This window comes from Xylanibacillus composti, from assembly GCF_018403685.1.
GTDB classification, from domain to species: domain Bacteria; phylum Bacillota; class Bacilli; order Paenibacillales; family K13; genus Xylanibacillus; species Xylanibacillus composti.
Genome location: NZ_BOVK01000015.1, coordinates 1 through 23,979, shown reverse-complemented (window position 1 = coordinate 23,979; position 23,979 = coordinate 1). Strand labels below are relative to the sequence as shown.

At 46.8% G+C, this 23,979-nt stretch carries 26 protein-coding genes and 1 pseudogene; 20 read left to right on the top strand and 7 right to left on the bottom strand.

Features of this window, described 5'->3' with window-relative positions; genetic code table 11:
• Positions 1–17: 17 nt before the first annotated feature.
• From cpaB to XYCOK13_RS21815, 16 genes and pseudogenes are all read left to right on the top strand, one after another.
• Positions 18–767: a Flp pilus assembly protein CpaB gene (cpaB, locus tag XYCOK13_RS05800; RefSeq protein ID WP_213410938.1), complete on the top strand. Its 750-nt coding sequence runs from the start codon at positions 18–20 to the stop codon at positions 765–767.
• Positions 760–1,608: a hypothetical protein gene (locus tag XYCOK13_RS05795; RefSeq protein ID WP_213410937.1), complete on the top strand. Its 849-nt coding sequence runs from the start codon at positions 760–762 to the stop codon at positions 1,606–1,608. The genes cpaB and XYCOK13_RS05795 overlap by 8 nt, the downstream gene beginning before the upstream one ends.
• A complete protein-coding gene (locus XYCOK13_RS05790; RefSeq protein WP_213410936.1) occupies positions 1,605–2,948 on the top strand; it encodes a CpaF/VirB11 family protein in 1,344 nt (447 codons plus the stop codon). The genes XYCOK13_RS05795 and XYCOK13_RS05790 overlap by 4 nt, the downstream gene beginning before the upstream one ends.
• Positions 2,945–3,883 (top strand): hypothetical protein, encoded by a 939-nt coding sequence (locus XYCOK13_RS05785; protein WP_213410935.1) that lies wholly within the window; start codon positions 2,945–2,947, stop codon positions 3,881–3,883. The genes XYCOK13_RS05790 and XYCOK13_RS05785 overlap by 4 nt, the downstream gene beginning before the upstream one ends.
• Before the next feature lie 12 nt (positions 3,884–3,895).
• On the top strand, positions 3,896–4,150 hold the full coding sequence (locus XYCOK13_RS05780; RefSeq protein ID WP_213410934.1) for a hypothetical protein: 255 nt from the start codon (positions 3,896–3,898) through the stop codon (positions 4,148–4,150).
• Positions 4,128–4,862, top strand: a complete 735-nt coding sequence (locus XYCOK13_RS05775) for a JAB domain-containing protein (RefSeq protein ID WP_213410933.1) — start codon at positions 4,128–4,130, stop codon at positions 4,860–4,862. The genes XYCOK13_RS05780 and XYCOK13_RS05775 overlap by 23 nt, the downstream gene beginning before the upstream one ends.
• A 19-nt stretch (positions 4,863–4,881) precedes the next feature.
• Positions 4,882–5,754 carry a type II secretion system F family protein gene (locus XYCOK13_RS05770; RefSeq protein ID WP_213410932.1) on the top strand — a complete coding sequence of 291 codons (873 nt, stop codon included), beginning with the start codon at positions 4,882–4,884 and terminating at the stop codon, positions 5,752–5,754.
• Positions 5,755–5,778: 24 nt separating this feature from the next.
• The gene (locus XYCOK13_RS05765) at positions 5,779–6,177 is read left to right on the top strand and encodes a DUF4320 family protein (RefSeq protein ID WP_244865022.1); all 399 of its coding nucleotides are present in this window, start codon (positions 5,779–5,781) and stop codon (positions 6,175–6,177) included.
• The gene (locus XYCOK13_RS05760) at positions 6,174–6,710 is read left to right on the top strand and encodes a hypothetical protein (RefSeq protein ID WP_213410931.1); all 537 of its coding nucleotides are present in this window, start codon (positions 6,174–6,176) and stop codon (positions 6,708–6,710) included. Before XYCOK13_RS05765 ends, XYCOK13_RS05760 begins: the two co-directional genes overlap by 4 nt.
• 124 nt (positions 6,711–6,834) lie before the next feature.
• Positions 6,835–7,425 carry a DUF6550 family protein gene (locus XYCOK13_RS05755; RefSeq protein ID WP_213410930.1) on the top strand — a complete coding sequence of 197 codons (591 nt, stop codon included), beginning with the start codon at positions 6,835–6,837 and terminating at the stop codon, positions 7,423–7,425.
• A gap of 64 nt (positions 7,426–7,489) precedes the next feature.
• Positions 7,490–8,163, top strand: a pseudogene (locus tag XYCOK13_RS21820) (DUF8193 domain-containing protein); the annotation flags it as partial.
• A gap of 105 nt (positions 8,164–8,268) precedes the next feature.
• The gene (locus tag XYCOK13_RS05750) at positions 8,269–9,219 is read left to right on the top strand and encodes a DUF8195 domain-containing protein (RefSeq protein ID WP_506016915.1); all 951 of its coding nucleotides are present in this window, start codon (positions 8,269–8,271) and stop codon (positions 9,217–9,219) included.
• Between the two features lie 21 nt (positions 9,220–9,240).
• A complete protein-coding gene (locus tag XYCOK13_RS05745) occupies positions 9,241–9,921 on the top strand; it encodes a TraC-like domain-containing protein (RefSeq protein WP_095398195.1) in 681 nt (226 codons plus the stop codon).
• Between the two features lie 3 nt (positions 9,922–9,924).
• Positions 9,925–10,746 carry a C39 family peptidase gene (locus XYCOK13_RS05740; RefSeq protein ID WP_176475533.1) on the top strand — a complete coding sequence of 274 codons (822 nt, stop codon included), beginning with the start codon at positions 9,925–9,927 and terminating at the stop codon, positions 10,744–10,746.
• 18 nt (positions 10,747–10,764) lie between these two features.
• On the top strand, positions 10,765–12,576 hold the full coding sequence (locus XYCOK13_RS05735; RefSeq protein ID WP_213410929.1) for a VirB4 family type IV secretion system protein: 1,812 nt from the start codon (positions 10,765–10,767) through the stop codon (positions 12,574–12,576).
• Between the two features lie 95 nt (positions 12,577–12,671).
• Positions 12,672–13,703 (top strand): hypothetical protein, encoded by a 1,032-nt coding sequence (locus tag XYCOK13_RS21815; RefSeq protein WP_244865019.1) that lies wholly within the window; start codon positions 12,672–12,674, stop codon positions 13,701–13,703.
• Between the two features lie 94 nt (positions 13,704–13,797).
• Here XYCOK13_RS21815 and XYCOK13_RS05725 read toward each other — a convergent pair whose 3' ends face one another.
• Together XYCOK13_RS05725 and XYCOK13_RS05720 are read right to left on the bottom strand one after the other, a co-directional pair.
• A complete protein-coding gene (locus tag XYCOK13_RS05725) occupies positions 13,798–14,715 on the bottom strand; it encodes a helix-turn-helix domain-containing protein (RefSeq protein ID WP_095398197.1) in 918 nt (305 codons plus the stop codon).
• A gap of 344 nt (positions 14,716–15,059) precedes the next feature.
• A complete protein-coding gene (locus XYCOK13_RS05720) occupies positions 15,060–16,082 on the bottom strand; it encodes an alpha/beta hydrolase (protein ID WP_213410928.1) in 1,023 nt (340 codons plus the stop codon).
• A gap of 146 nt (positions 16,083–16,228) precedes the next feature.
• Between XYCOK13_RS05720 and XYCOK13_RS05715 the strand changes: the two genes are divergently transcribed.
• The 4 genes from XYCOK13_RS05715 to XYCOK13_RS05700 all read left to right on the top strand — a co-directional run bounded on the left by XYCOK13_RS05715 (position 16,229) and on the right by XYCOK13_RS05700 (position 18,540).
• Positions 16,229–16,780, top strand: a complete 552-nt coding sequence (locus XYCOK13_RS05715; RefSeq protein WP_095398199.1) for a helix-turn-helix domain-containing protein — start codon at positions 16,229–16,231, stop codon at positions 16,778–16,780.
• A 2-nt stretch (positions 16,781–16,782) separates the two neighbouring features.
• On the top strand, positions 16,783–17,139 hold the full coding sequence (locus tag XYCOK13_RS05710) for a PH domain-containing protein (protein WP_095398200.1): 357 nt from the start codon (positions 16,783–16,785) through the stop codon (positions 17,137–17,139).
• Between the two features lie 40 nt (positions 17,140–17,179).
• A complete protein-coding gene (locus XYCOK13_RS05705; RefSeq protein ID WP_155618010.1) occupies positions 17,180–17,707 on the top strand; it encodes a hypothetical protein in 528 nt (175 codons plus the stop codon).
• 122 nt (positions 17,708–17,829) lie between these two features.
• Positions 17,830–18,540, top strand: coding sequence for a DNA alkylation repair protein (locus XYCOK13_RS05700; RefSeq protein WP_095398202.1), 711 nt, complete (start codon positions 17,830–17,832; stop codon positions 18,538–18,540).
• A gap of 119 nt (positions 18,541–18,659) precedes the next feature.
• Here the strand turns inward: XYCOK13_RS05700 and XYCOK13_RS05695 are convergent, their stop codons facing one another.
• From XYCOK13_RS05695 to XYCOK13_RS05675, 5 genes are all read right to left on the bottom strand, one after another.
• A complete protein-coding gene (locus XYCOK13_RS05695) occupies positions 18,660–19,805 on the bottom strand; it encodes an ABC transporter permease (protein ID WP_095398203.1) in 1,146 nt (381 codons plus the stop codon).
• A 1-nt stretch (position 19,806) separates the two neighbouring features.
• The gene (locus tag XYCOK13_RS05690; protein ID WP_244865018.1) at positions 19,807–20,937 is read right to left on the bottom strand and encodes an ABC transporter permease; all 1,131 of its coding nucleotides are present in this window, start codon (positions 20,935–20,937) and stop codon (positions 19,807–19,809) included.
• A gap of 24 nt (positions 20,938–20,961) precedes the next feature.
• Positions 20,962–21,897, bottom strand: a complete 936-nt coding sequence (locus XYCOK13_RS05685; protein WP_095398205.1) for an ABC transporter ATP-binding protein — start codon at positions 21,895–21,897, stop codon at positions 20,962–20,964.
• Between the two features lie 68 nt (positions 21,898–21,965).
• A complete protein-coding gene (locus tag XYCOK13_RS05680) occupies positions 21,966–23,108 on the bottom strand; it encodes a sensor histidine kinase (RefSeq protein WP_213410927.1) in 1,143 nt (380 codons plus the stop codon).
• Entirely contained in the window at positions 23,109–23,783 is a 675-nt protein-coding gene (locus XYCOK13_RS05675; RefSeq protein ID WP_095398227.1) for a response regulator transcription factor, read from the bottom strand.
• Positions 23,784–23,979 lie beyond the last annotated feature (196 nt).

Sequence of the window (23,979 nt, the reverse complement as noted above, 5' to 3'; positions counted from 1 at the left end):
GGAGGTTACTCACATTTATGAATTGGATAAAAAACCGTACCGTGTTGGGGGCAAGCTGCATTATCCTCTCCCTCGTCCTTTGCCTCGGCATTGCACCGCTGCTGAACCGGAGCGCCAGTGAACAAGTCGCCATTGTACGCATTGTCCAAGATGTGGCTAGGGGAGAGGCCATTGCCACAACCCACGTAGAAAATGCCAATGTCGGAGCCTACAACTTGCCCGCTGACGTACTGAAATCAAGTGATGATGTAGTGGGGCAGTATGCCACTGTTGACCTGAAAGCTGGCGACTATGTGCTCCCCTCCAAGCTGTCGACAGTTCCCCTCGACGCTTATCTGACCCGTCTGGACGGACAGAAACAGGCCCTGTCTGTTACGATCAAAAGCCTCGCGGCAGGACTGTCAGGTAAGCTGCAGCCTGGTGATATTGTCAGCTTGATCGCAGCCGACTACGGCGATCTTCGTACGACCGCGCTGCCCCCGGAGTTACAGTATGTTGAAGTATTGTCGGTAACGACTAGCAGCGGTCTGGATGCCCAATCCACAACAAACGACCAAAAAGACGAGAACGAAAAGGAACTGCCTTCCACGCTTACACTGCTCGTTCAGCCACAGCAAGCCGTTTTATTGACCGATATCGAAAACAAAGGAAAGCTCCATGCTGCACTGGTATATCGGGGAGATGCGGCAACTGCGCAACGATTCCTTGATCAACAAGATGCCTATTTCACTTCCAAGGAGAAACCGGAGGAAGCTGCGCATGAATAACAAACCGCTGATTGTCATGTGGGGCAGTCCGTTTAGCGGCAAAACGATTGCCACCGTCAAGCTGGCTCAAGCCCTTGCCGCTCGCCGTAAAAATGTACTCGTCATTTTTAGCGATGCCCTCTGCCCTTCCGTTGCCTCGATCGTACCTCAGCAGGTAAGTGAGCAACAATCACTTGGCGAACTGCTCAGTCTGCCCGCACTTGCCCAAGAAGACCTGCTTCGCTATTCTCTCGCATTAAAAGGATCACCCCATCTCGCATTTCTGGGCTACAAAAAAGGCGATCATTTATTTTCCTATGCCGACTACAGCCGTGAACGAGCCGTTGACTTATTGACACTGGCCAGACATACCGCCGATGTCGTGCTGGTGGATTGCGCCAGCTATGTGTCCGCCTACTTGCTCTCTACCGTGGCGCTGGAATTGGCCGATACGGTGTTCCGGTTTCATACCTGCGACCTGAAAAGCATGATGTTTTACGCTTCCTATTTGCCGCTGTTGTCCGATGCCCGGTTTAAACACGCGGAAACGATTCCGATTCTGTCCAATGTCAAACCCGGACAAGACAGTCGGACGTACAGCCAAGTTGTCGGAGGTATCCGCTTCCTCCTGCCACACGTCGCTGAGCTGGAACAGCAAGCCCTCGAAGCAAGATTAATGGACTCGCTTCCGTCCGGCAAGGATGCCACTGCCTATCAGGAAGGCATCTCCCACATGATGGGGTTGATCGTCTCCGAGGACACGCAGAAGCCACATCAGCGATCCGTATCGGCTGCGAACAAGGCATCTATCGTACGTTGGTTCAAAGGGCAGCTTTGGAGCTGGCGAGGTGGTCGAAAATGAACCAAACCGCACTTTATTTCTCCAGCCAATCCAAGCCCTTTAACGAAGTACTGAAGGAGGTACAAGCCTACCTTTCTAGCAAATACGCGACGTTGCTTAGCAGGCATCCGGCAGAGCAAAAACAGCAGATAATCGCGTACATTAGTCAATACTTGACCGATCATCGTCTGCATGTCTCTAGTCTTTCCTTGGATGAACTGATCGACCGGCTGTACGCAGAAATGGTGGAGTATTCGTTTTTGACCCGCTACTTGTTTGCAAGTGACGTGGAAGAGATCAACATTAACGGCTATAACGACGTGAAAATCAGCTACACGAACGGCTCTATCCTGCCTGCCGATGAACAGTTCTCTTCCCCCGAACATGCGGTCAATGTGATTCGGCGTTTACTCCACCAGTCCGGCATGATTCTGGATTACTCGCAACCGATTGTGCGCGGCCACCTTGCTAACAATATCCGCATTACCGTATTCGGCGCACCTGTGACGGATAAGGACAAGGGGATTGCCGCTTCCATTCGGATCGTCAATCCGCTAAAGCTGGCGCGGGAGGATTTTATCCGTAGCGGCACAGCAACCGGTGAGATGCTGGACTTTCTCAGCCAATGTTTGCGATACGGCCTTTCGATCTGTGTGACCGGAGCGACGGGCAGCGGCAAAACGACGCTAATGAGTTGGCTTCTGTCCACCATTCCTTTCGACAAACGTATTTTCACGATTGAAAACGGGACGCGCGAGTTTGACCTCGTGATGACAGACGAAACAGGGAACGTCCTGAATAATGTGGTGCATACCGTGACTCGTTCCAGTGAAGATGCGCGTCAAAACATTGATCAGGAAAAATTACTTGAGTTTGCACTCACAGCCAACCCTGATGTGATCTGTGTTGGAGAAATGAAATCCGCCGAGGCGTTTGCCGCTCAGGAAGCGGCTCGTACCGGTCATACGGTGATCACTACGACCCACGCCAATTCATGCCTTGCTACCTATTATCGGATGGTCACGCTTTGTACGCAAAAGTATGAAATGAATGACAGAACGCTTTTCAATTTGGTCACCGAAGCGTTCCCGATTGTCCTTTTTGTCAAAAAGCTGGAGGATAATGTTCGACGCATCATGGAGATCACGGAATGCCGCATTCAACTGGATGGAACGCGTGAAGTGGTTCCTTTGTATCGATTCGCAGTCCGATCCACTCGGGAAGTCGGCGGACAGATTCGCATTGAAGGCGACTATGAAAAAGTGAACGACATCTCTCCCGGATTACAGAAACGTCTATTGGAAAACGGTCTCCCCTTGTCCCTGCTGCAACGATTACAAAAAGGGGGCGATAGCACATGATAGTTTTGCTCCTGCTTGCCTTTGTCGGCTTATCCGCAGGAAGCCTGCTGCTGCTCCGATTGTCCCCTCTGCTGCTGATCGAAGCGTGGATAGAACGCTTGCAGCGAGGGCAAACGCGCAATCCGTCGATAGCTGAGCAAATGCGCCGCATCCAGCGCCCAAAGAAGCTGAAAGGATGGCGGGCCACAATTGCCGAAGTGACCGCTATTTTACAGCAATCGGGTCATGAGCAACGCATAGGCTTTCTTTTTACTCTTTCCCTGCTGCTGGCAATAGGCGGTGCGCTGCTTGCTTTAATGCTGAATAATGTTTGGCTTCTGCCGGTCTTTGCAGGCGGGCTGGCGATGTCTCCTTTTTGGCTCGTGCTGTTTAGTGCAACGTTTTATAAAAAACGGTTGCATGCCGAATTGGAAACCGCATTGTCCGTTATTACAACATCGTATCTGCGCAGCGAAAATATCCTATCGGCAGTGGAGGAGAATTTGCCCTATTTGAATCCGCCCGTATCCGATGTGTTTCAGGCGTTTTTGGCTGAATCCAAACTCATTCATACGAATTTGCCTCTGGCACTCACCGAGCTGCGAGGCCGCATCCATAACAGCGTATTTCAGGAATGGTGCGACGCATTGATGGCTTGTCAGGAGGATCGTACATTGAAAACGACACTGATGCCCATTGTCGCCAAGCTATCGGATATGCGCGTCGTTTCGGCTGAACTGGATTCGGCGTTATATGAGCCGCTAAAAGAGTTTTTGACGATGGCGCTCCTGCTGATTGGCAATATCCCGTTGCTATACTTTTTGAATCGGGACTGGTATCGCGCCTTGACGCAAACGACGCCGGGCCACATGGTGCTGGCGTTATGTGGGCTAGCTATACTGATTTCTTTGGGTGCGGTCATTCGATTGACACGCCCGCTTGATTATCGAAGATAGGAGGATACCTTTATGAACAACAAAGACGTCGCTGCCTTGCTGGGAGAGTTGATTGAAGCGGATGAGAATGAATGTGCCCGTTTGGAAAAACTGCTTGCTCGGTACGGCGTGGTCAGCCTTTTCCAACGGTTAGATGAGGGAATGCCCTTATCAACGGAAAGCTTGGAGAAGCTTCGAGCGCTTCAATTGTTGATTGATCGCATGTCACAAAGGGATGATACCGAACTCGGGGAGGAAAACGATTATGGGTTACCTCCACACGAATGAGAAGTATTTTTCTGATTTTGTCCAATCTATTCACAAATTGACTCGCATCCCGCTAGACAAGCTGGAGGAATACGGCAAGGTAAACAACCTGATAAACGTGCTGGAACATCCTCGTGTTTTGGAACCGACTGTTGCGCAATTTCAAAAGATCGAACAGCTCAATGCATTCCTTCGGGCCTATCGCGTAGTCAAGTGGGAGGAAGAAAACGCCAGACAGTGTATTCGCTCGCCACAACAAGCAGGCGACTATTTTTCTACGCTGCTCGAAGGCGTTCGGGACCGGGAACGGTTCATGGTTGCCTTCTTGAATAACAGTAATCGCATCATCGAGACCCGAACGATTTCGGAAGGAAGCATCGACCAAGCGCCTGTTTACCCCCGTGATATCTTGAAGCCCGCATTGAATTGCGACTGCTCCTCTTTAATATTTGCCCATAATCATCCAGGCGGCACGCTCTCCCCTTCTCCTGAAGACGTACAGTTAACACGACGGATGGTTGATATTTTCAACCCATTAAACATCCAAGTACTTGATCACATCATCATTGCAGGCAACGGCTACCTGTCCATGGCTGAAATGGGCAAATTGCCGAGCGTTGCAGAAAGGACTGCCAACTACGAGTCCATCTCCCTTCCAGTGATGGAACAAAGCGACTATCCATACGAAACACTGCATTCGTCAGACGAAATCGATGACGAATGGGAACGGTAAAGGAGGTGTCACCTGATTTATGACGGGACTTCTTTTTGGTTTCGGTTTGTCTTTTGCAGCCGGTGCCTATTTTTTGTTGGCTGATCTAATGCATGTCTCCACCCGTGCCAGCACAAGAGCGATTCTGGAGGTAGCCAAAACTGGTAACGGGAAACCATCCTCCCTGCACGTGCTGCTCTTTCGTCTCTCCGCCTTGCTGGCAGAACGCTTGCCACTCAGCGACTATTACAAACGTAAGACGGCGGCTACGCTCCGTTCCGCGGGCATCTCCCTCACACCCGAAGTGTTTCTCTCGCAAGCGATTGTAAAAGCAGGTCTAATCTTGGGTGCAGGAATGGCGCTGCTTCCCTTGCTGCCTCTGCTTTCTCCCCTATTGATTTTTTTGGCAATCGCTCTCTTTTTTAAGGACTATCGCTCTGCCGACGAAGTGGTGCGAAAAAAGCGAGAACAAATTGAAACGGAGCTCCCCCGTTTTGTCGCAACCGTAGCCCAAGAATTGAAGGCATCCCGCGATGTCCTGCGGATACTGGAGACGTATGCCAGCCATGCCGGAGAGAGTTTGCAGCATGAACTTCAAATGACGATTGCCGATATGAAAAGCGGCAATTTGGAAACCGCGCTGCTCCGACTAGAAACCCGAATCGGCAGCCCCATGCTCTCTGACATGGTGCGCGGCTTGCTGGCCGTCTTGCGCGGCGACCAAGGCGTTGTCTATTTTGAGATGTTGGCTCACGATTTCAAACTGGCCGAGATCCAGAAGCTCAAGCGGATTGCAATGAAACGCCCCGGCAAAATCCGCAAATATTCCTTCCTCATGCTTGCCTGTTACATCCTTACCTACATGGTCATTATCGGCATGGAGATCATGAAGGCGATCGGCAAGTTGTTCTAGTCCATTTAAGAAAGGAGGCTTTCTATGCTGAATCGAGCGATCTGCTCCCGGCGAGGCGAAGGCTATGTCGATGTCGCCGTCATTGTGCTGGCGGCCATGCTCTGCGTCGGACTTGCCATTCAAGTCTTTCCGGTGTTCATGGCCCAGCAAAAGCTGAATACGTTCGCGAATGAACTGGTGAGGGAAGCAGAGATTTCCGGCAGAGTCGGCTCGGAAACTACACAGCGGGCCAATGAATTGCAGGAACAAACCGGGCTGCACCCCACCATTTCGTGGAGCAAAACAGGCCAAATTCAAATCAATGAGGAAGTGTCGGTCTCGCTGCACATGACGGTAGATATCGGTTTATTCGGAGGCTTTGGCTCGTTTCCCATCGAGCTTTCTGCTTCTGCTAAAGGAAAGTCCGAGGTGTATTGGAAATGATGCGACTTTGGAAAAACCGTTCTGGCAGCGGGTATCCACTTGCGATAACGATCGTACTGGCTATTCTGCTGCTGTCCTGCTGCATCTTTGAATACTTTCGGCTGTCTATTATTGCAGCCGAAGTACGGGACGCCACACAAAGCGCCATCATAGCCGTGGCGACAGAGAACTATAGCTTGGTCTACAATGGCTTGCGCCAAAGTTATTCGGGAGGGTATACCCGCTCCAGCAATCAGTGGCAAGAATCATGGACGACAGGTGACATCTACAACCGCATCAGCCGGGATTTAGGACTCGTTCAGGAAGAGAGCAGCTATGTAAGGAAGTCCTCAGAGCACATCGAATATAGCATTTCCCAACTAAAAGTAAATGTCATCAATACACCGTTTGCTCCCACGTCCCCCTATTCCATGCAACAGTTTACCGCTGAAGCTCAGATCCACCTCACCGTGCCACTATCATTTGGCTGGGGGCATCTGCCTCCCATGCAAGCAAACCTGACGGTTCAGGCCGTGTATCGACCACGTTTCTGAAAGTCCAAAAATCATACGTAACGAACAAGATCACCGTTTTAATTGGAATTTACAGATTTATACAGTATAATAGGGATAACCATTCCTTTTTCTATTCATTCAAATGAAAAGGAGTTGATTCATCTTGAAACGCAAAATATGGGTATGGACGGGCTGCATCATTCTTTTAGGAGCAATGGGTTTATGGGCGTTCAACAATGATGGCGGCGGTAAATCTGCCAAGGTTGAAACCAACCAGAACGTTTCTCCATCTCCCAATCCTTCTGCCGCTGTTACGATACCGGATGTTACACCCGATCCATCTTCTGACGCTCAACTTTCTAATTCTAAACCTATCACGGTTCCCGACGTTCCCGAAGTAACACAAGATGCGGGTTCAAGCATTTCGGAATCGCCTGTGCTTCAACCGGAGAAAGAAGTTAAGGAAGTCGAAGTACCTCTTACCGAACCGGTTCCGACACCAAAACCGACAGAGCCGCCAAAGCCTAAGCCCGTAGAAACGGAGCAACCACAGGCTCCTGATACTCCTCCGACTTATGAGGAGAAAGAAACCCAGCCGAACAAGCCGCAAAATGAGCCGAATGCGGGCGACAAAAATAGCAGTGGCAAAGTCTTTGTTCCAGGTTTCGGTTGGGTCGAAGACTCTGGTGAAAATCAAGGCAGTCAAAGCAGTTCAGATGGAGATTGGAATAAGCAAGTAGGTACGATGGATTAAAATATTACATTGAGCTGAGGTACAGGTAATCGCCTGTACCTTTTTGCTTTGGGAGGAGATCAGAATGAAACGTTTCCTCATTTCAGTACTTTCTTTATTCATAATTGTGTCTTCCGTTAGTTCCTCAATCTATGCAAACGGTGACGGGAATATTGATAATGGCGGAGGAGACATGGGATCGGGAACATCGCAAAATAAATGGACCCCCGGTTATGACGGAGTAAGAATAACGATAGTTCGAGAAATAGATGAAAAGCCTGTCTCAAACCCTTTAGATTATACAAACAAAACACCTTCCTCCGGTTTAATTCATTTTGGGAAAGTCAGCAAACTCCAATATCGTAGCGGCACACTTCTTACGGTAAAGGTGGGAGGCTACGCTTATAAAATCCCCGCAACCCCAATGCCACGCATTATCAGCTCTGGTGATACCATAACCAACATTGAGGTCATCAAAAGATATTTCACGTCCGAAGGTGCAGTCAAAATGGTGGCCAACGATACCGGCATGGATTACGATACGTTGACCAACGGAAATTATAAGCTACTGCTGGAGCCCATTGCCTATCTTACCTTTCAGGCGGATTCATGGCGATGACGGCTCATGAAGCGGCTTTATACGATCAAATCCTTAGTGGGGGTCTACGTTCCAAAATGGTGAGCCTCACCCATCAAAATCTGCCTTTGTCCATGTTTCTGGAAAATCCCGATCTTGATTTCCCCGCGTGGAGCGGCTCACGTAGCAGCAGGGTAAGCAACGACCAAATTATCACTTCCCTGGGACTTGGCATTGTCCGTTTTAACGGTGCGCCACCTACACCCCCGCCACCAAGTCAAACAAGCGTGCAGTATCGCACCAATACCGAAGTTATTACATCCGCACGTCTCTCCACTTCCGCCCCGATCACTCCAGAGTCCCCGGCCAGCGTTACTTTCCATATCATGGGCAGCAGCTACACCGTCAGTAATATTGTTATTCCAGAGGGAGACAGTCAACTGGTTTGGGTTAAATGGCGCACACCAAGCCAACCCCAGACGATTTCCATTCAGGTAAGCTCCTCAAAGGGCTCATTAAGCGCTTCTCCCATCACCGCCTCCATTGTCGATCTTAATCAGAATATACCTCCCGATCCGAAGGCAACGGACCGAAATGATAGCTTTCAAGAGCCCTCTATCCTTAGCTATACAGCCAAAACCACCGCTTCCTGGGGCATATGGTCTGCTCGCTGGCACGCCTATTGGGTTTGGATTCCAAAGTGGCAATGGATTAGCGCCGGACCGGATAGCGGTTATTGGGTGGACTTTGGGCACTGGGAAGATCAAGGATGGTGGGATTACACCTGGACAGGCTATAACGCCTCGCTTTCGGCCACACAATCCGTTACTCCTGATACCAAGTCTCCTAATACAGCTTCCGACCGCATCAAATCCGGATACGGCATTGAAATGGATGTATCTACTGCCGTGTCTTCTAATGCGCCCAGCAGCCACATGACTGGAGCGCAAAATGCCGTATCTTATTTCCCCGAATTTAACTATCAAACGTATTGGCGACTGCATGACCTGAAAACGAATGGATTGAACGCCAACCTCTGGTTAATGCCGAATGTCTTCTCCACCTACCAAAGTCGGGTACACTTCACGCCCATCTGGTACCCCGATGGTCCCTATACCCCGATTACGCGTGTATTGGATGCTTGGACACCAGACGGGATGCTCACGTTACAACTTCAAAGTTCAATCACAATATCTGATAACTTGTTCTCCGATTGGCATATCGCGCCACTAAAATAATGAAAGGATGGTGCTGCTTCCATGCTGCTGCCGATCCTCATCCTGCTCTTCTGCCTCATAGGCGGAGGAGCAGTTCTATTTTTCCTCCGAACCAGCAAGCGACGATCGCAAGCGACGAGTGATGCGGCTGATCAAACGGCGCAACAATTCGTCAACGTTCAAGATATTCAAGGACATTTCCTGTTTACATTGGACGGCTGGGTACTGTCTTACCTTCGCCTCTTTCCAATCAGCCTTGACCTGTTAAGCCTCGCAGAAAAGCGGCTTCTTATCCGAAAGCTAACCGCCGAGCTTTCTTCTATTCGATTCCCCTTTAAATTTCTGGCTGTCAGCCGACCGGTCGATATTTCCCCCTTAATTACCGATCTTTCCTCCTTGCTCCCCTCCGCCGATGCTACACAAAAAGAACTGCTGCGACAAGAATTGATGGAGATGAACACGTTGTCTCTATCCGGTGAAGTGGTTGAGCGGCAATTTTATTTGACGCTCTGGCAACGACAAGAACAGGGCGATGAACGCAACTTATTGGACAAGGCTAAACGACTTGTCCAGCATTTTGAAGATGCCGGAGTGCAGGCTCAACTTCTTAAGCAGCAAGAGATTGTTCGACTATGCAATTTGGTGAACAATCCGGCTTACAGTCACCTCGATCAAGATGACCCAGAGGAAGCCATCCCATTTTTATTTTTCAGGGAGGGATAACGCATGGACCCATCAACGGCTAAGTTACTAGCGCAACTTGCCGCCAAATTGGCTGCTGACGAAGAAGCGCGCAAACGTCTCCTCCTTCTAATCGCCGTTCCTATTGTCGCGCTTTTGCTTCTCGTCGCCATGATTTTACAACTGTTAACTTCACCGATTGAATCCCTCAAAATCTGGCTCACTCCCAATGAAGCTCCAATTGTTGAAGATTTACGCTCCGATTACGGATACACGCAATTGTTGCAAGCAGATGAAGAGGGTTACAAGGAAAGCAATGGCCAGCAATACGAAGGTGTCGTATTCCAGGACGGCGGCCGAGAAGTCGTGTACTTTAACCAACTAGATATCCGATGGGCAGACAAGCCTTACGGCCCAAACGATACGATTGGTGTTGCAGGTTGTGGCCCGACTTCTCTTTCCATTGTGGTCTCCACGCTAACCGGTCAAACGGTTGATCCGGTCACCATGTCCAAGTGGGCCTATGACAATGGCTATTTGGCAGAAGGCACCGGCAGCTACCACAGCTTGATTCCAGACGGAGCCAAACATTTTGGTTTACAGGTAACTGGTGCGACCGTTAAGGATAAGCAGACCATCGTCGATGCTCTGGGTGCCGGTAAGCTCGTTATCGCCATTATGGCCAAAGGGCATTTCACTTCATCCGGCCATTTCATTGTTCTGCGCGGCGTTACGGAAGATGGGCACATTTTAGTCGCTGACCCGGCTAGCAAGAAAAGGAGCGAGCAGTCTTGGGATTTCAATATCATCCTAACTGAAGCCCGACAAAACGCTGGGGCGGGCGGACCGTTTTGGATCATTTCATGAAAGGAGTTGGCACTTCTTATGTCACGCAATGCTAACGTATCCTCTAATGCATCTCTGTTGAACGCCATTACACCAATGGGCCTTGGTTTTTCACGTGCGGGCCTTACCGTCGGAGAAGAGGCAGCTAAAATGTATGGCGTCATCCAATACCCGCAAAAAGTGGACATTGGCTGGCTCTCCCCTCTCACCAATCTGCCTGCTACGATGGTCGCCATCGGTTTTCAGCCGATTGACAACAGCGCCTTAATCAATGCTATTTCCAAGTCCATTACCCAAAACCGCAGTCTGGCCGACAGCGCCAAAGACCCGCTTACCCGCCAGCGGGCAGAAAAAGCGGCAGCGGACGGCGAGCAAATCATGCTGCAAATTGACCAAAACGGCGAAACGGTAGGACTCATGAACATGGTCGTCATGCCGTTTGCCCATGAAGAAACGCTATTCAACCGAGCTTGTCGCCGCGTTGAAAACACATTCAGCATGATGCGCTGTAAAATTCGCACGCTTGCTCATCTTCAGAAAGAAAGCTACACCCATTTGTCGCCTTTATATCCTGCTCAGGAGCCAATCGAAAATGTATTGAACAAAATCATGCCGATGAGTACCTTCGTGGGTGGTTTTCCGTTTGCCAGCAGTGGCTTCAATGATGGAACCGGCTATTACCTAGCCAAGGACGCCAGCGGCGGACTGATTATTGTTGATCTATGGCGGCGCGGCGGGGATCGAACGAATTCCAACATCGTGGTGATGGGCATAGCCGGTGTGGGCAAATCGACGGCGGTTAAACATATTGCGCTTAGCGAGTACATGAAAGGAACCAAAATCATTTTCGTGGACCCCGAATCCGAGTACAAAGAGCTAACTCTGCGCTTAAACGGCGATTGGATCAATGCCGGCGGCGGCGCAGGCGGAAAGATCAATCCGTTGCAAATTCGCCCAGCTCCTCGTGACGATGATGACGAGGAGCATCCGCTCTATAAGGATGAAGGAAACGGCATGTCGGATATGGCCTTGCATCTCAAAAATTTGGAGATATTTTTTAATCTTTACATCCCTGACCTTACAATGATGCAAAAAGCCGTTCTCAAGCAATGTTTAATCGAGCTATATCATCAATTTCAAATCACATGGACCACCGACATCACTAAACTGAATTCCGTGGACTTTCCAACGTTTTCTGATCTCCACAACCTTATCTCTGCCAAGGAACAAGCGACACAGGATGACATCTATAAAGAATTATCCCTGCTGTTGCACGATATTGCACACGGCGGGGATTCTTTTTTATGGAATAGCCACAGCACCATTCAAACCCGCAGCCGCTGCATTTGTCTGGATACGCATTCGCTTCAAAATACGTCCGATAACATCAAGAGAACGCAATACTTCAATTTGCTATCCTGGTGCTGGGAGCAGATGTCGCAGGATCGGAATGAACGGGTACTGCTAATCTGTGATGAATCCTATCTCATGATCGACCCGAACGTTCCGCAAAGTCTAGTTTTTCTTCGGAACGTCGAGAAGCGAGCACGGAAATATGAAGCGAGTTTGGCCATTATCTCTCACAGCGTCGTGGATTTTCTGGCTCCTGAAGTGAAGATGTACGGTCAAGCGCTGCTCGATATTCCTTGCATCAAAATCCTGATGGGAACCGATGGACAAAACCTCAAAGAAACTCGGGAACTGTACAACTTAACTGAAGCTGAAGAGGAGCTTCTCGCCAGTAAAAAGCGCGAACACGCTCTGCTTATGATCGGCTCCAAACGAATGCACGTTCACTTCGAGATTCCCGAGTACAAGTTTGCTTATATGGGAGCCGCAGGAGGACGATGAATGATGAATAAAAAGAAGCAACTCATCGAGCTTTTCATTTATATTGTCATCGTAATTGTAGGATCAATCCTATTGTTTATGAAAGAAGGATGACCATGATTCTGTATCTGACCAGCAATACGAATGTGAATTTACTGGATCAATTAGAGACGGAGCAAGAATTGCCGGTAAAAAAGCTGACCGGACAATTCTCGCTTCTATCCTTTGTGGTGAAAGACATGCGGCATTTTAGTCACGTTCGATACGTAACGATTGATCGGAAAGCCGTAATGGAATCTGATGAGGAAATGCTTCAAGCTCTGTTATCGTTTCAAACGATGTATGAAATTCGAATCATTGTCATTGCCGAAGGGCTGCCGGAGAGTAGCCCTTTTCTTCAACAACTGATCCGGGCTGGAATCACGAATGTAGTAACTTCAAAAAGTATTGAGACGATGTTATTAGAAATACAAGATTGTTTTTCGGAGCAAGGGATGCAGCGTTATACTCATTCTGTTTCCTTTGAACCAGTAGAGGCAACGTCGGAAACAAATCAACCTGATGAAGAGAAATATATTTTTGACTGTAAGAACATTCGAATTGCCATAGCTGGTAGCGATCGACGGGTAGGCGTTACGACAACGGCAATGAATTTAGTTTTTTGGATTCAAGCCCATGGAGGGAATGCCTGTTATTTAGAAGCCAATACGAGCAAGCATTTGGCTCACATTATCCATCTGTTCGAGCCGGAGAAATCGGGGAACTCTTATGTAATTGAGGGGGCTAATTTTTATTTAACCCCTGAGTTTGATCGCGATTATAACTTTATTGTGACGGATTGTGGAGTTTTGGGTGATCCTAGGGTACAAGAATCCTTTATACAAGCAGATATTCGTATACTTTGCGGCTCGGCTATGCCTTACGAATTGCCGATGTTTTATCGGGCTATAGAGCGATGCAAAGACCTGCCTGTACATGTAATAGGATTATTTGTACCTGAAAGTTTACACTCCTACTTGCTTCAAATGATAAGAAACGACATTCTTTTCGGAGATAACTCTCACGACCTATTTGATTCTGTAGTAAACAGTCGGATATATAGACTATTTTTGAAAGAATATACGTTGCGTTATTCAAAATCAGATTGATACAAATATGAGTATTAGTATTTTCAAAAAAGCATGCTTGGAAAGTTCCTTGAATCGTGGAGGAAGATGTCAGAATGGACTGCCATCTTCCTTTTCAATCTTTACTACTTTTCCATGCAGTATAAGCGATTGTAAAAACGGCGGCAACCAGAAACACCAACCACCCAGGATGCCAAGCATTCCAAATAAAACCGATCGCCAGAAAAACAACAGCTGCCAAGGGCCAAATTACCGCATGAATCCAGCCATGTTTGCTCGATTCCTCATCTTTCTCATATTCCTTTACATATTCTTCATTGTTGGTAACCAATCGTTCGCCCTCCAATGCCGACCCTGCAATAATGAACAAGTACACAGCAGATGCCCATGCCAGCGGCATTAGCACTAAGAGGGGATCTCTATCAGCCTGACCAGTGTCGTTAGTCAAAAAAGGGATCCCAAAACTTAATATAATGATCACAATTCCGGTGACGATTAATATTCCATACCTTTTACGATTGACCAAGTTTTTCTGTCTAAAATCTTTAATAAACGAATCATCAAAAACTAATGGTTGTGTTTCAAGTTCCTTGTACGCTTTTACGCTAAAGCCTTGCCACACCAAGATAGCCACTCCAACAGCAACGACCATCATAAACAACACATAGCTAAACGCTTCTTGAAAATACATAGGCAATAAGATTGAGGCTATAAGAATAGCCACTCCGGCGGCGATTTTTTTGGCACCCTGCTTCTTACTTAAAAGATAGGCTTCCACAACTTCCTGACTGGCATAATAGCCTTCCTCAGTCGTTCCGTGTTCTCCAATGGACTGATCTTCATCCTTTAACAGGTAATCGAGCGAAACCTGGAATAGCCTGCTCATTTTCACCAGTTTTTCTGTTTCCGGAAATCCTTGACCGTTCTCCCATTTACTAATTGCTTGTCTGGAGACTTGTAGCTTTTCAGCAAATTCCTCTTGGGACCATCCTTTTTGTGCCCTCAGCTTTTTTAGTTTTTGATAAAATTCCATTCTCTTCACCTCACCCTTATCGTAAACCGACAGCCACTATTTATCTATCTATCAGAGGTTGCAACCTTGCCATTTTCCGGTTGCACCTTCGCTTTTTTTGCGTAGCATCGCGATTTTACTCGTTGCAAACACTCGTTAAGCGAGTTTTTGCAGGTGAGATAGCTAGATAGTAATTCTGTAATCAAACCCATGCAGTTACTAATCCGGGTTGTTGCCTCTCCATTCGAATTCCTCCATCCATTTCCACGCAGGTGCGTTCTACGAAAGGCAGAGCTCGCCTGTCAGTCGGTCAGTCGAATAGCCAGACAAACACAGCCCCTCTTGTTAACCGCGAGTTGCTCCTTTCATTTTTGAAGCAAAGCTTTTGTCAGATTCGAAATTTCCTCGATGATAAGTCCAGGTTCATGGTGATGCACATAGTGGCCCGCGCTATCTAATATTATTTGTTTGCTGTTTGTAGACCATTCCGCCAACGCTTCCTGAGACTCCGACCACCCCTGGATCGCTTGCTGATTGATTCCCGATGTGAACCAAATTAGCGGAAGATCCCCAAGATGACCGGCCTCGATTACTTTTTTAGCATTAGACTGCAGATGCAGCATTTCGTCAATGACTGTGTCATTCGAAAAATTTTTCAAGAACATCGCAAGCTGCAATTTCTTGAGCGACTCAGGAATATGTTGCCCATATCCTTCTTCTGGCTGAAGCAAGGTATCGGTAACGGAATCAATATGGGATAGCATACGCAGCACGCCGGTGTTTTTCAACGTTTGCATGATCTTTTGAGCTGCTTTCGAAGGTGTCTCATAGGTCTCGTAAAATGTTGGATTGCCAGCATCAAGCAGAACAATACCCGCAACTTCTTCCGGATGTATCTGGGCAAAGCGAATAGTTTCCAGAGATGCAATGGAATGTGCGACAAAAAGATAAGGGCCCTTCTCCCCGCTCTCATGCAATAAGGTGTGCAATTCTTGCGTAATGATATCAATATCCCTTGGAACCGATGTTTGATCACTCCAGCCATAACCAAAGCGATCATAAACTACCACCCTGGCCTGCTCCGAGAGTTTCTCATGCAACGGGTAGAAATCCACATATGGATTTTCCGTGCCATGCCCCGAAGCCAACACAATGGTCATATCTCCTTCACCTTGTGCGTACACATGCATCTGTTTCTCTTCGACCTCAACCATTGTGCCCAATGGCGGATATCGGGTGGCTTCCGCCTGCTTGCTTCGATCTTGGTAATTGGAACCCGCGATTCCTGACACTACAAGCACCAACACGATAATCAGCACTACTTTCGGCCATCGCTTCTTAAACAACTTTGATTTTTGTTCTGATGCCATACTCAACCCTACTTTCATTTGTTGTTCGTTCATCCCGTTCCAACGAGCTTCATTTGCAATCTTATCTCAATCATGCTATTATCATTATATAAAATAATAATAGATAGTCAAGCAATCCTTATCGTTGCACTTTCAGCAACCTATACAAATACGAGGTGATACTTGTGAAAAAAACCGATTTACTGCTTCATCCTGTACGGATGCGAATCATTCAACAGCTGCTTGCGGGAAAACCTCAAACCATTATGCAATTGGTGGAAGCACTTGGGGATGTGCCGCAAGCAACCTTATACCGCCATATGAAGCTGATGCTGGAATCCAACTTGATTGAAGTTGTCCAAGTCAACAAAATACATGGACAAGAAGAACGCGTCTATGCTGCCGTACAAGAAAATTTGTCCATTTCAGAAAGTGAAGCATACTCCGCTTCTCAAGAGGACCATCTGCGGTACTTCTCCGTCTTCCATACCAATCTGCTGCAACAGGCAACCGCTTATCTGAGCAAAACACCGGTTAAGCAGTACGCGGCAGACGGATTCGGCTACTGGAATGCACCGCTCCATATGACGGATGAAGAATTTGCGTCCTTCGTTGCAACCATCAATGAGCTGCTGGACAAGGTTGCGGCGAATAAGCCAACTTCTGAGCGAAAAACGCGACTTTTTGCTTCGATGATGATTCCGCAACCTCAAAAACCACCAAGTAAAGGAGAATAACGATGAATACTCAATTTCATTTTGACGCTGCTGAAGTCGTCTTGTCGTTTTCCGGGTTAGCAGCCATTACAGGTTTCAAGCGCAAATTGACAATTCCTTATTCCGCGATTATGTCCGTGCAGACAGGACCATTCCAAGAGCGCGTCACGGCATTGCCAACTGGAGGGGTATCTCTGCCCTTTTATCGGACTGGACGCTTTCTCCATAACGGAAAACGCACCTTTATGGCCTACTCGAAACGACATTCAGTCGTAATTCTCGAATTAGCTCCTTCGTCTTTATACCAGCGTATCGTTGTGGAAACCGAACAGCCTGAACAAATCAAGCAGCAGTTAACGGCCCGCTGTCAGCATTTATAATCTGCCTATTCTGAAACATAACTTAACGATTTTCGATAATATGACACGTATGCAAGTCCGCGTCGACGACCCGTTTGCATCCGTCTATCTGAAGTATGTCAATGAAGAAGAAATTTATGAACTGATCCGTAATTTGACAAAAGATTATAGCTACTATATACTCTTCCTCATTGAAATTGCAAATGGAGGGGATTTTTTGATCAAGGCTGGAAAATGGCTATTCTTTCTCGTCGGTATAATCGTTTTAGTGTCATGTGCATCATATTTGGAAGCTGAACCTGAAGAAAAAGAATTTGAATTTGACGGAACTACATTAAACGTGATACAGAATAGTATTCCAACCGATCTTTTTGCCGAAGAACGTGAAAATGTGAAGGTAGTGAGAAAACTACACGTTAAAAACGGCTCGGTTGACGCAGACTGGAGCTTGGTCGACAATACGTTGAACTTGAAAGCCACTTGTTTTGGTCTAGCAAATTGTGATGCACGATTCGAGGTCTACGTTCCTCTTGATGTGGAGGTTCTCCGCAATGGAAAGCCGACGCAGCTTACCGGAAAAGCTGAATGATCTACAATGTGAATATCAGTCGTGCTTGAGGATTTCTTAAAGATTGTAGCAATCTACAAGAAATATAGGAATCGTCAATATGGCATACTATTATCCTGTCAATGGAAAGGAGTTTTGAAAATATGACCAATCCTACCGCTGAACGTTTTATACAAGAGTTGCAGCAACATCAAAATGAAGCGGAAATCGAAAAAATGAAAAAGTTTTTTAAAGGTTCCGATGAAAACACAAAGTGCTTAGGTCTCAACATGCGCACGGTATTCCAAATTGCTAAGCAATTTACGGATATGCCTTTAACCGAAGTCGAACAGCTTCTGGAAAGTGATTATTATGAAGTGAGAATGGGCGCCGTGAGCATTATGGATTTTCAGGCCAAGTCCAAGAAAATCTCCGACGATCAAAGACAGGCACTGTACGAACTGTATATAAGGAGACATGATCGAATCAACAACTGGGACTTTGTTGATCGTGCCGCGCCATCTGTAGTCGGAAACTATTTGCTGGATAAACCGAAGGATAAACTGTACGAAATGGCACACTCCTCTGATATTTGGGAACGAAGAACAGCTATGGTAAGTACGTATAGCTTTATCAAACAAGGAAACACCGAGGACACCTTTGCCATCGCTGAAATACTGGTAAACGATCCGGAAGAATTAATTAACAAGGCAGTTGGCAGTTTTATTCGTGAAGCCGGCAAAAAAGACGAAGAAAAGCTGAAGTCTTTCCTGAATAAGCACGCTCGCACCATGCCCAGAACCACCTTAAGGTATGCAATCGAGAAGTTTGATAAAAGTACAAGAGACTACTACTTAAATTTAAAGAAGAGTTAGCGTTATAATAAAGTAGATCATTAAAGGCAGCCCTTCTTGTCCAAAAGGGCTGCCTGGTTTTATTATGTCGCCCATGAATGCACATTTTTAGCCGATGAGCGCATGACAGAACAGAAAGCTCAGTAAAATGTTTTTAATTCCCGACTTCTGCTAAACTTATATGCGGCAATCAGAAAGAACATCAATGCGAAGGCCAGCAAAATAACAAGATTCAACAAGACGTCACTGAGCATACTGCCCTCCTGCAGTTGACCAATCGTTTCAAGCAGCCAATATTGCGGCAAAAATTCTGCGATACTTTGCATGTAAGTCGGCATGACCTCTACCGGGAACATGCATCCGGCCAAAAGACTAGTCGGAATAATGATCAAGGTCTGCCAGGCGTTGGCCTTCATCGAATTGTCCGCAAGTGCAACGATCATGAGAGACAAGCTGACCGCTACCAGGGCAAAAAACATCAAAACGATAAACAGCAGCCAAGCCGATATGCCCGGGCTCATTTGAAAAAAGACCATCATAACTAGCAATGTAACTCCAATTTGGAGCATCATGACCAGCATGTTTACAATCATATTGGATGCTGTATACATATTGCCCGTCACAGGCGCGCACAACAGTCGCTGATAAGTTCGGTTTTCTTTTTCCTTGATCATTATTCCAGATAAACTGACCGCGGAAAACATCATCAAAATAAGCAGATAACCAATCGACTGTTTAGACATGCTGTTTGATACGGATTGATCTTCAATTTGAACAGTAGACAACTGAAAATCACTTTCGTTATATTGTTCGTACAGCACCCTGAAATCCTCCTCGCCTTGCGCCACGTCACCTATAGCCGCAATTCTGGCGATCCACATGTTGAAATACGACTTGACATATGACGTGACCGCTTGTCCTTGGATCGATACGATTCGAACGTTCTGAGGATTTCCGCTGCTCAAAGTCGAGGCAAATCCGTCTGGAAAAATGAATACGGCATCCAGTTCTCCCGCCACAAGGCGTTCGTTCATTTCCGACTCGCTGATGATTTCTGTAGATACATTATCCAAATTGTCTACGAAAGAGATCGCATCTTTCGTAAGACTTTGCTCGCCATCTTGATTGACGATCCCAATGTACAATGCACTGGTAGACGAATTTGCAAACATTAGAGAGGCAAGTACAATACCGATGACGGGCAACAGCAAATAAACAACCCAATTTCGATAATTTTTAAATGTCGTTATCAAGGTTTTTCGTACAAGCCAAATCGTTTGTTTCAATTTACAGCCCCTCCCGCCTGCGCAGTAAATATGTCGTCGCAATTAATAACAATGCGGCGCCGCAAATATTAAACAGCATAGCCTGAGTGGCGGCAGAACTCGCTTCTGTGTATATGGCTTGGAAGATACCTTGATTCGTCCAGCCAAGCGGAGACATATTCGCCAACACCCCCAGAAAGCCACCAGCATCTTGAATGGCAAAATAAGCGCCGCCGAAAAAAGCTTCCAGCTGAACGATGATCATAAGCACCACTCCAGATGCGCTGCCTTGAAGCAAATAACCCATCCCGATGCCGAGCGAGAGAGCAAACACAATTTGCGAGAACAAGACAGCAAATACCAAAGCAAGTCGCTCGCCCCAATAGGCTTCGAACATCATCGAGCTAAAAAAAACAATAAGGATAACAAACATGGCGTTCAAGAAAAACGTTCCGGCAATTTTACCGATAAAAATTTGCAGTCTTGTAACAGGTGCTGCCAGCAACCGCAGCGCTGTATTTCGCTTCCGTTCGCTCTCCATTAGCTGCCCGGCCGTCAAAGCACTAAAAAGGATGATTAATGTTGTCATGGTGATCGCATAATAGTCCATTGCACCCGGCTGCCTGTCGGCATGTATGGAAACCTCCTCTACATGATTGATTACATTGTCTATGCTTTGCGCCGCTGTATCGTCCACTCTTTCCCTTCCTGTGATCACGGTTTCGAGATTGTATCCCATAGCAAATGCGGTAAGCATTCCTTTAACCATACTATTTTCAAGTTCGCTGCGATCGTTGCCATAGTATTCTATCCCGTCGCCAGAAATCGTCACATACCCCGTGTAGCGACCGTTCTGTACATCCTGTACGGCTGCTTCATAGCCCCTCCCCGCTTGTTCAAAAAAGAACCCGGACTGCTCCGCTACTCGAACAAACGACTCCCAAGATTCCTGAAGCATACTATCACCGGTTTCAAGCTGAGTAAGCAACCTTATTTCATTAATCTCAGCACTACTGTTAAAGGCATTGCTGAGCACCGTCCCCAAAATGAACATAAGCAAAAGGGGAGTCGCCAGCATAAATACCAACATTTTCGGATCACGAAACGTCTTCAGCTCTTTCAGTGCGATTCGTAAAACGTTCAACGGCTGCACCTCCTTAACTTCCAGTTTTCATGTTTATTCACGCAAACTTCGGCCTGTCAGCGTCAGAAAGACCGTTTCCAGACTAGGCCGCATCGTCTTTATAGAAACAATTTTCACATTTTCACTGATCAACATGCGAATAATGTCATTCATGTTGTTCACTTCCGCAGCCGTACTTATAATGACTTTGTCATCTGTCATATGGGCGGTATTCACGCCCACAATGCCTTGCAATTTTTCTGCGCGAAAGTGTTCCGCAGATCGAACCTCGATTTCAATTTGAGTTTGCTCTGCAATAATGCTCTTGAGCTGTTCTTTGGTCCCTTCCACGATGATTTTCCCATGATCGATAATGGCGATGTGTGAACAAATTTCCTCTACTTCATCCATGTAGTGGCTTGTATAAATAATCGTGCAGCCCGCTTCATTCAACTTTTTGACGGATTGCAAAATATAGTTTCTCGTTTGTGGGTCGATCCCCGCAGTCGGTTCATCCATGATGATCAATTGAGGCTGATGGGCGATGGCACAAGCAATATTCAGTCTCCTCTTCATACCCCCTGAAAATTTTTCCGGATAAACATGCTGTTTGTCCGTGAGTCCGACAAAGTCCAGCGCCTTTGCCACACTCTTCTTCAATTTATCTCCTCTTAATCCATACAACCCGGCAAAAAAAGCTACATTGTCATAGGCGCTCATGTTCTCATATATAGCCAGTTCTTGAGGTACAACGCCAATGTTCGCCTTGGCAAATTTACGGTGCTTGGCGATATCCTTTCCAAGTAGCTTGATCTTCCCATCCGTAACGGTCAGCAGCGAGACGATCATATGAATCGTTGTGCTTTTTCCGGCTCCGTTCGGACCAAGAAAGCCGAAAATTTCTCCCTCCTTTACGGAAAGGGAAATATGGTCTACGGCGATAAAATCACCGAACTTTTTCGTTAATTTCTCAATCTCAAGCACATTCATCTGAGCATCCTCCCCTCCATGATAGGGTTATCATATAAAAAAGGATGCACCTGTACCAGTGCACAAGTTCATCCTTCCCCATGAGATTCTTCACATTTTTTATAAGGGATCAGCGTTGTTACCGAAAAGCCGCCTGAACCGTCGACAATAACCGTCCCTCCGATGGTGGAAGCCCTCTCTTCCATCCCGATGATACCCATTCCTTTGATTACTTGCCTTTCTCCATTGCCGTTATCGGAGACCATACATTTAATCATCGTATTCAACACCTGAATATGGACTGTCACGACGCTGGCCTGTGCATATTTCATCGTATTTGTTAACGATTCCATCATGTTCTCCTCGAAGATCTTCCAGTGAATCGGGGCAATCCTATCGAGATTGCCTTCATGCGTCAAGAATATTCGAATCGGTTGCGTTGCGGAAAATTGCTCGGTAAGCCGTTTCATGCGGCGCAATCCAAGCTGTTCCGTCAGCGGCTTCATATTTTTGAGCACGAGACGAATGCGCTCAATGCCTTCTTTGGAGATATGGATGGCATTCTGCAGCAATTCGGCCGTTTTTGCAGGATCGTTATCCATCAGCCGCTTTGCTGCCTCCATTTGAATCAAGGCTCCTGTCATGGAGTGGCCGATTTGATCATGAACCTCCTGCGACAGTCGGTTGCGTTCCTCCAGTTTATAAGCATGCTCCGCTTGCCTCATAAATTCTTCATTTTGCGCCAACCGCACCGTTAGCTGATGTATATCGTTTCTCATCCGGTCCGTTTCATCAGATAAATACTGCACCTTGCTTTCGTAAATGTTTAGCATCGTCAAAAACACAAACCCCAGTGCGGCAAACAATCCGTAGTCCAGCAGCCATTCATTGGGCAGGACGACAAGCGGGATGAACACAATAGCCGCTCTGAGCCAATGATTTCGAAACAGCTGTGCGGCCAACTCATACAAATTAACAGGAATAAGCACAACCAAAAGCGGATACAGAGCATAATGGAAAACAACCAGAACAGCGATGGAGCATGCTATCATGACGAGCTTCAGGTATCTTCCGATCAAATGAAAGGAAATATTCAAGCTTACATAGATCAGGATAAACAACGTCATCCATGGTGATACAACAGCACCGGACATAAAGTATGAAACGACCGCATAGAGCAGCATCATGACTTTGAGGCTGATGATCCACAATTCCAACTGGTTATGCTTCATCTACTTACCTTCCCCGGTCAAATAATAAATCGCGATTTGGGTACGATGCGCGAAGCCGGTCTTGCCCAATATCGAAGTAACGTGGTTGGCAACCGTCCCTTCAGATATAAACAGCTTTTCTGCAATTTCTCTGTTAGTCAAACCTTTCGCGATCAAAGCCATAATCTTCAGTTCTCTCTCGGTGAACGGGCTAGTGTCAAAGCTGTATCCCGCATTTTTCGCCCCATCTTCATATCTCGGACTAAGGCTAAATCCGGATCTCATCTTATCCAAAACCGTATCTTGCAACACATGGTGGCCGTTGTACACTGTTCTTATCGCATCGCGTATTTTTTCAGGATCGTTATTTTTCAGCAAATATCCGCTGGCACCGTATTTTAATGCATCCTCAATGAAGGTGTCGTCATCAAAAGTGGTCAATATTAAACACTTAGCAGAAGTGCGTTCCCTGATAAGCTTAGTTGCTTCCAGCCCATTCATGTTAGGCATACGCACATCAAGCAAAGCGACATCTACAGTATATTGCTCACAATACTTGACGGCTTCCTGTCCATCCATAACCGTCGCAAGAACCTCAAACTCCTCAAACGTGGATAAAATGATTTTCATCCCCTCACGTATAAGGGAGTTGTCATCCGCGACAATAACTTTTATTTTCAATAAGTCCACCCCCATTCCGATGATTAACAATAGGATAACACCCTAACTAGAACATCGCATAGTGGTAGGCGAAATAGAGGGGAAGTTCTTTATGAGCAACAGTTGTTACTGTCAGTCAACTTCAAGATCCACCTCCCATTGCATCCTGCGGCGAAAATCCAAAGTAATGTGTTATGTATGGATGCAAAAAAAAGTTGAGTCCGTATAATTG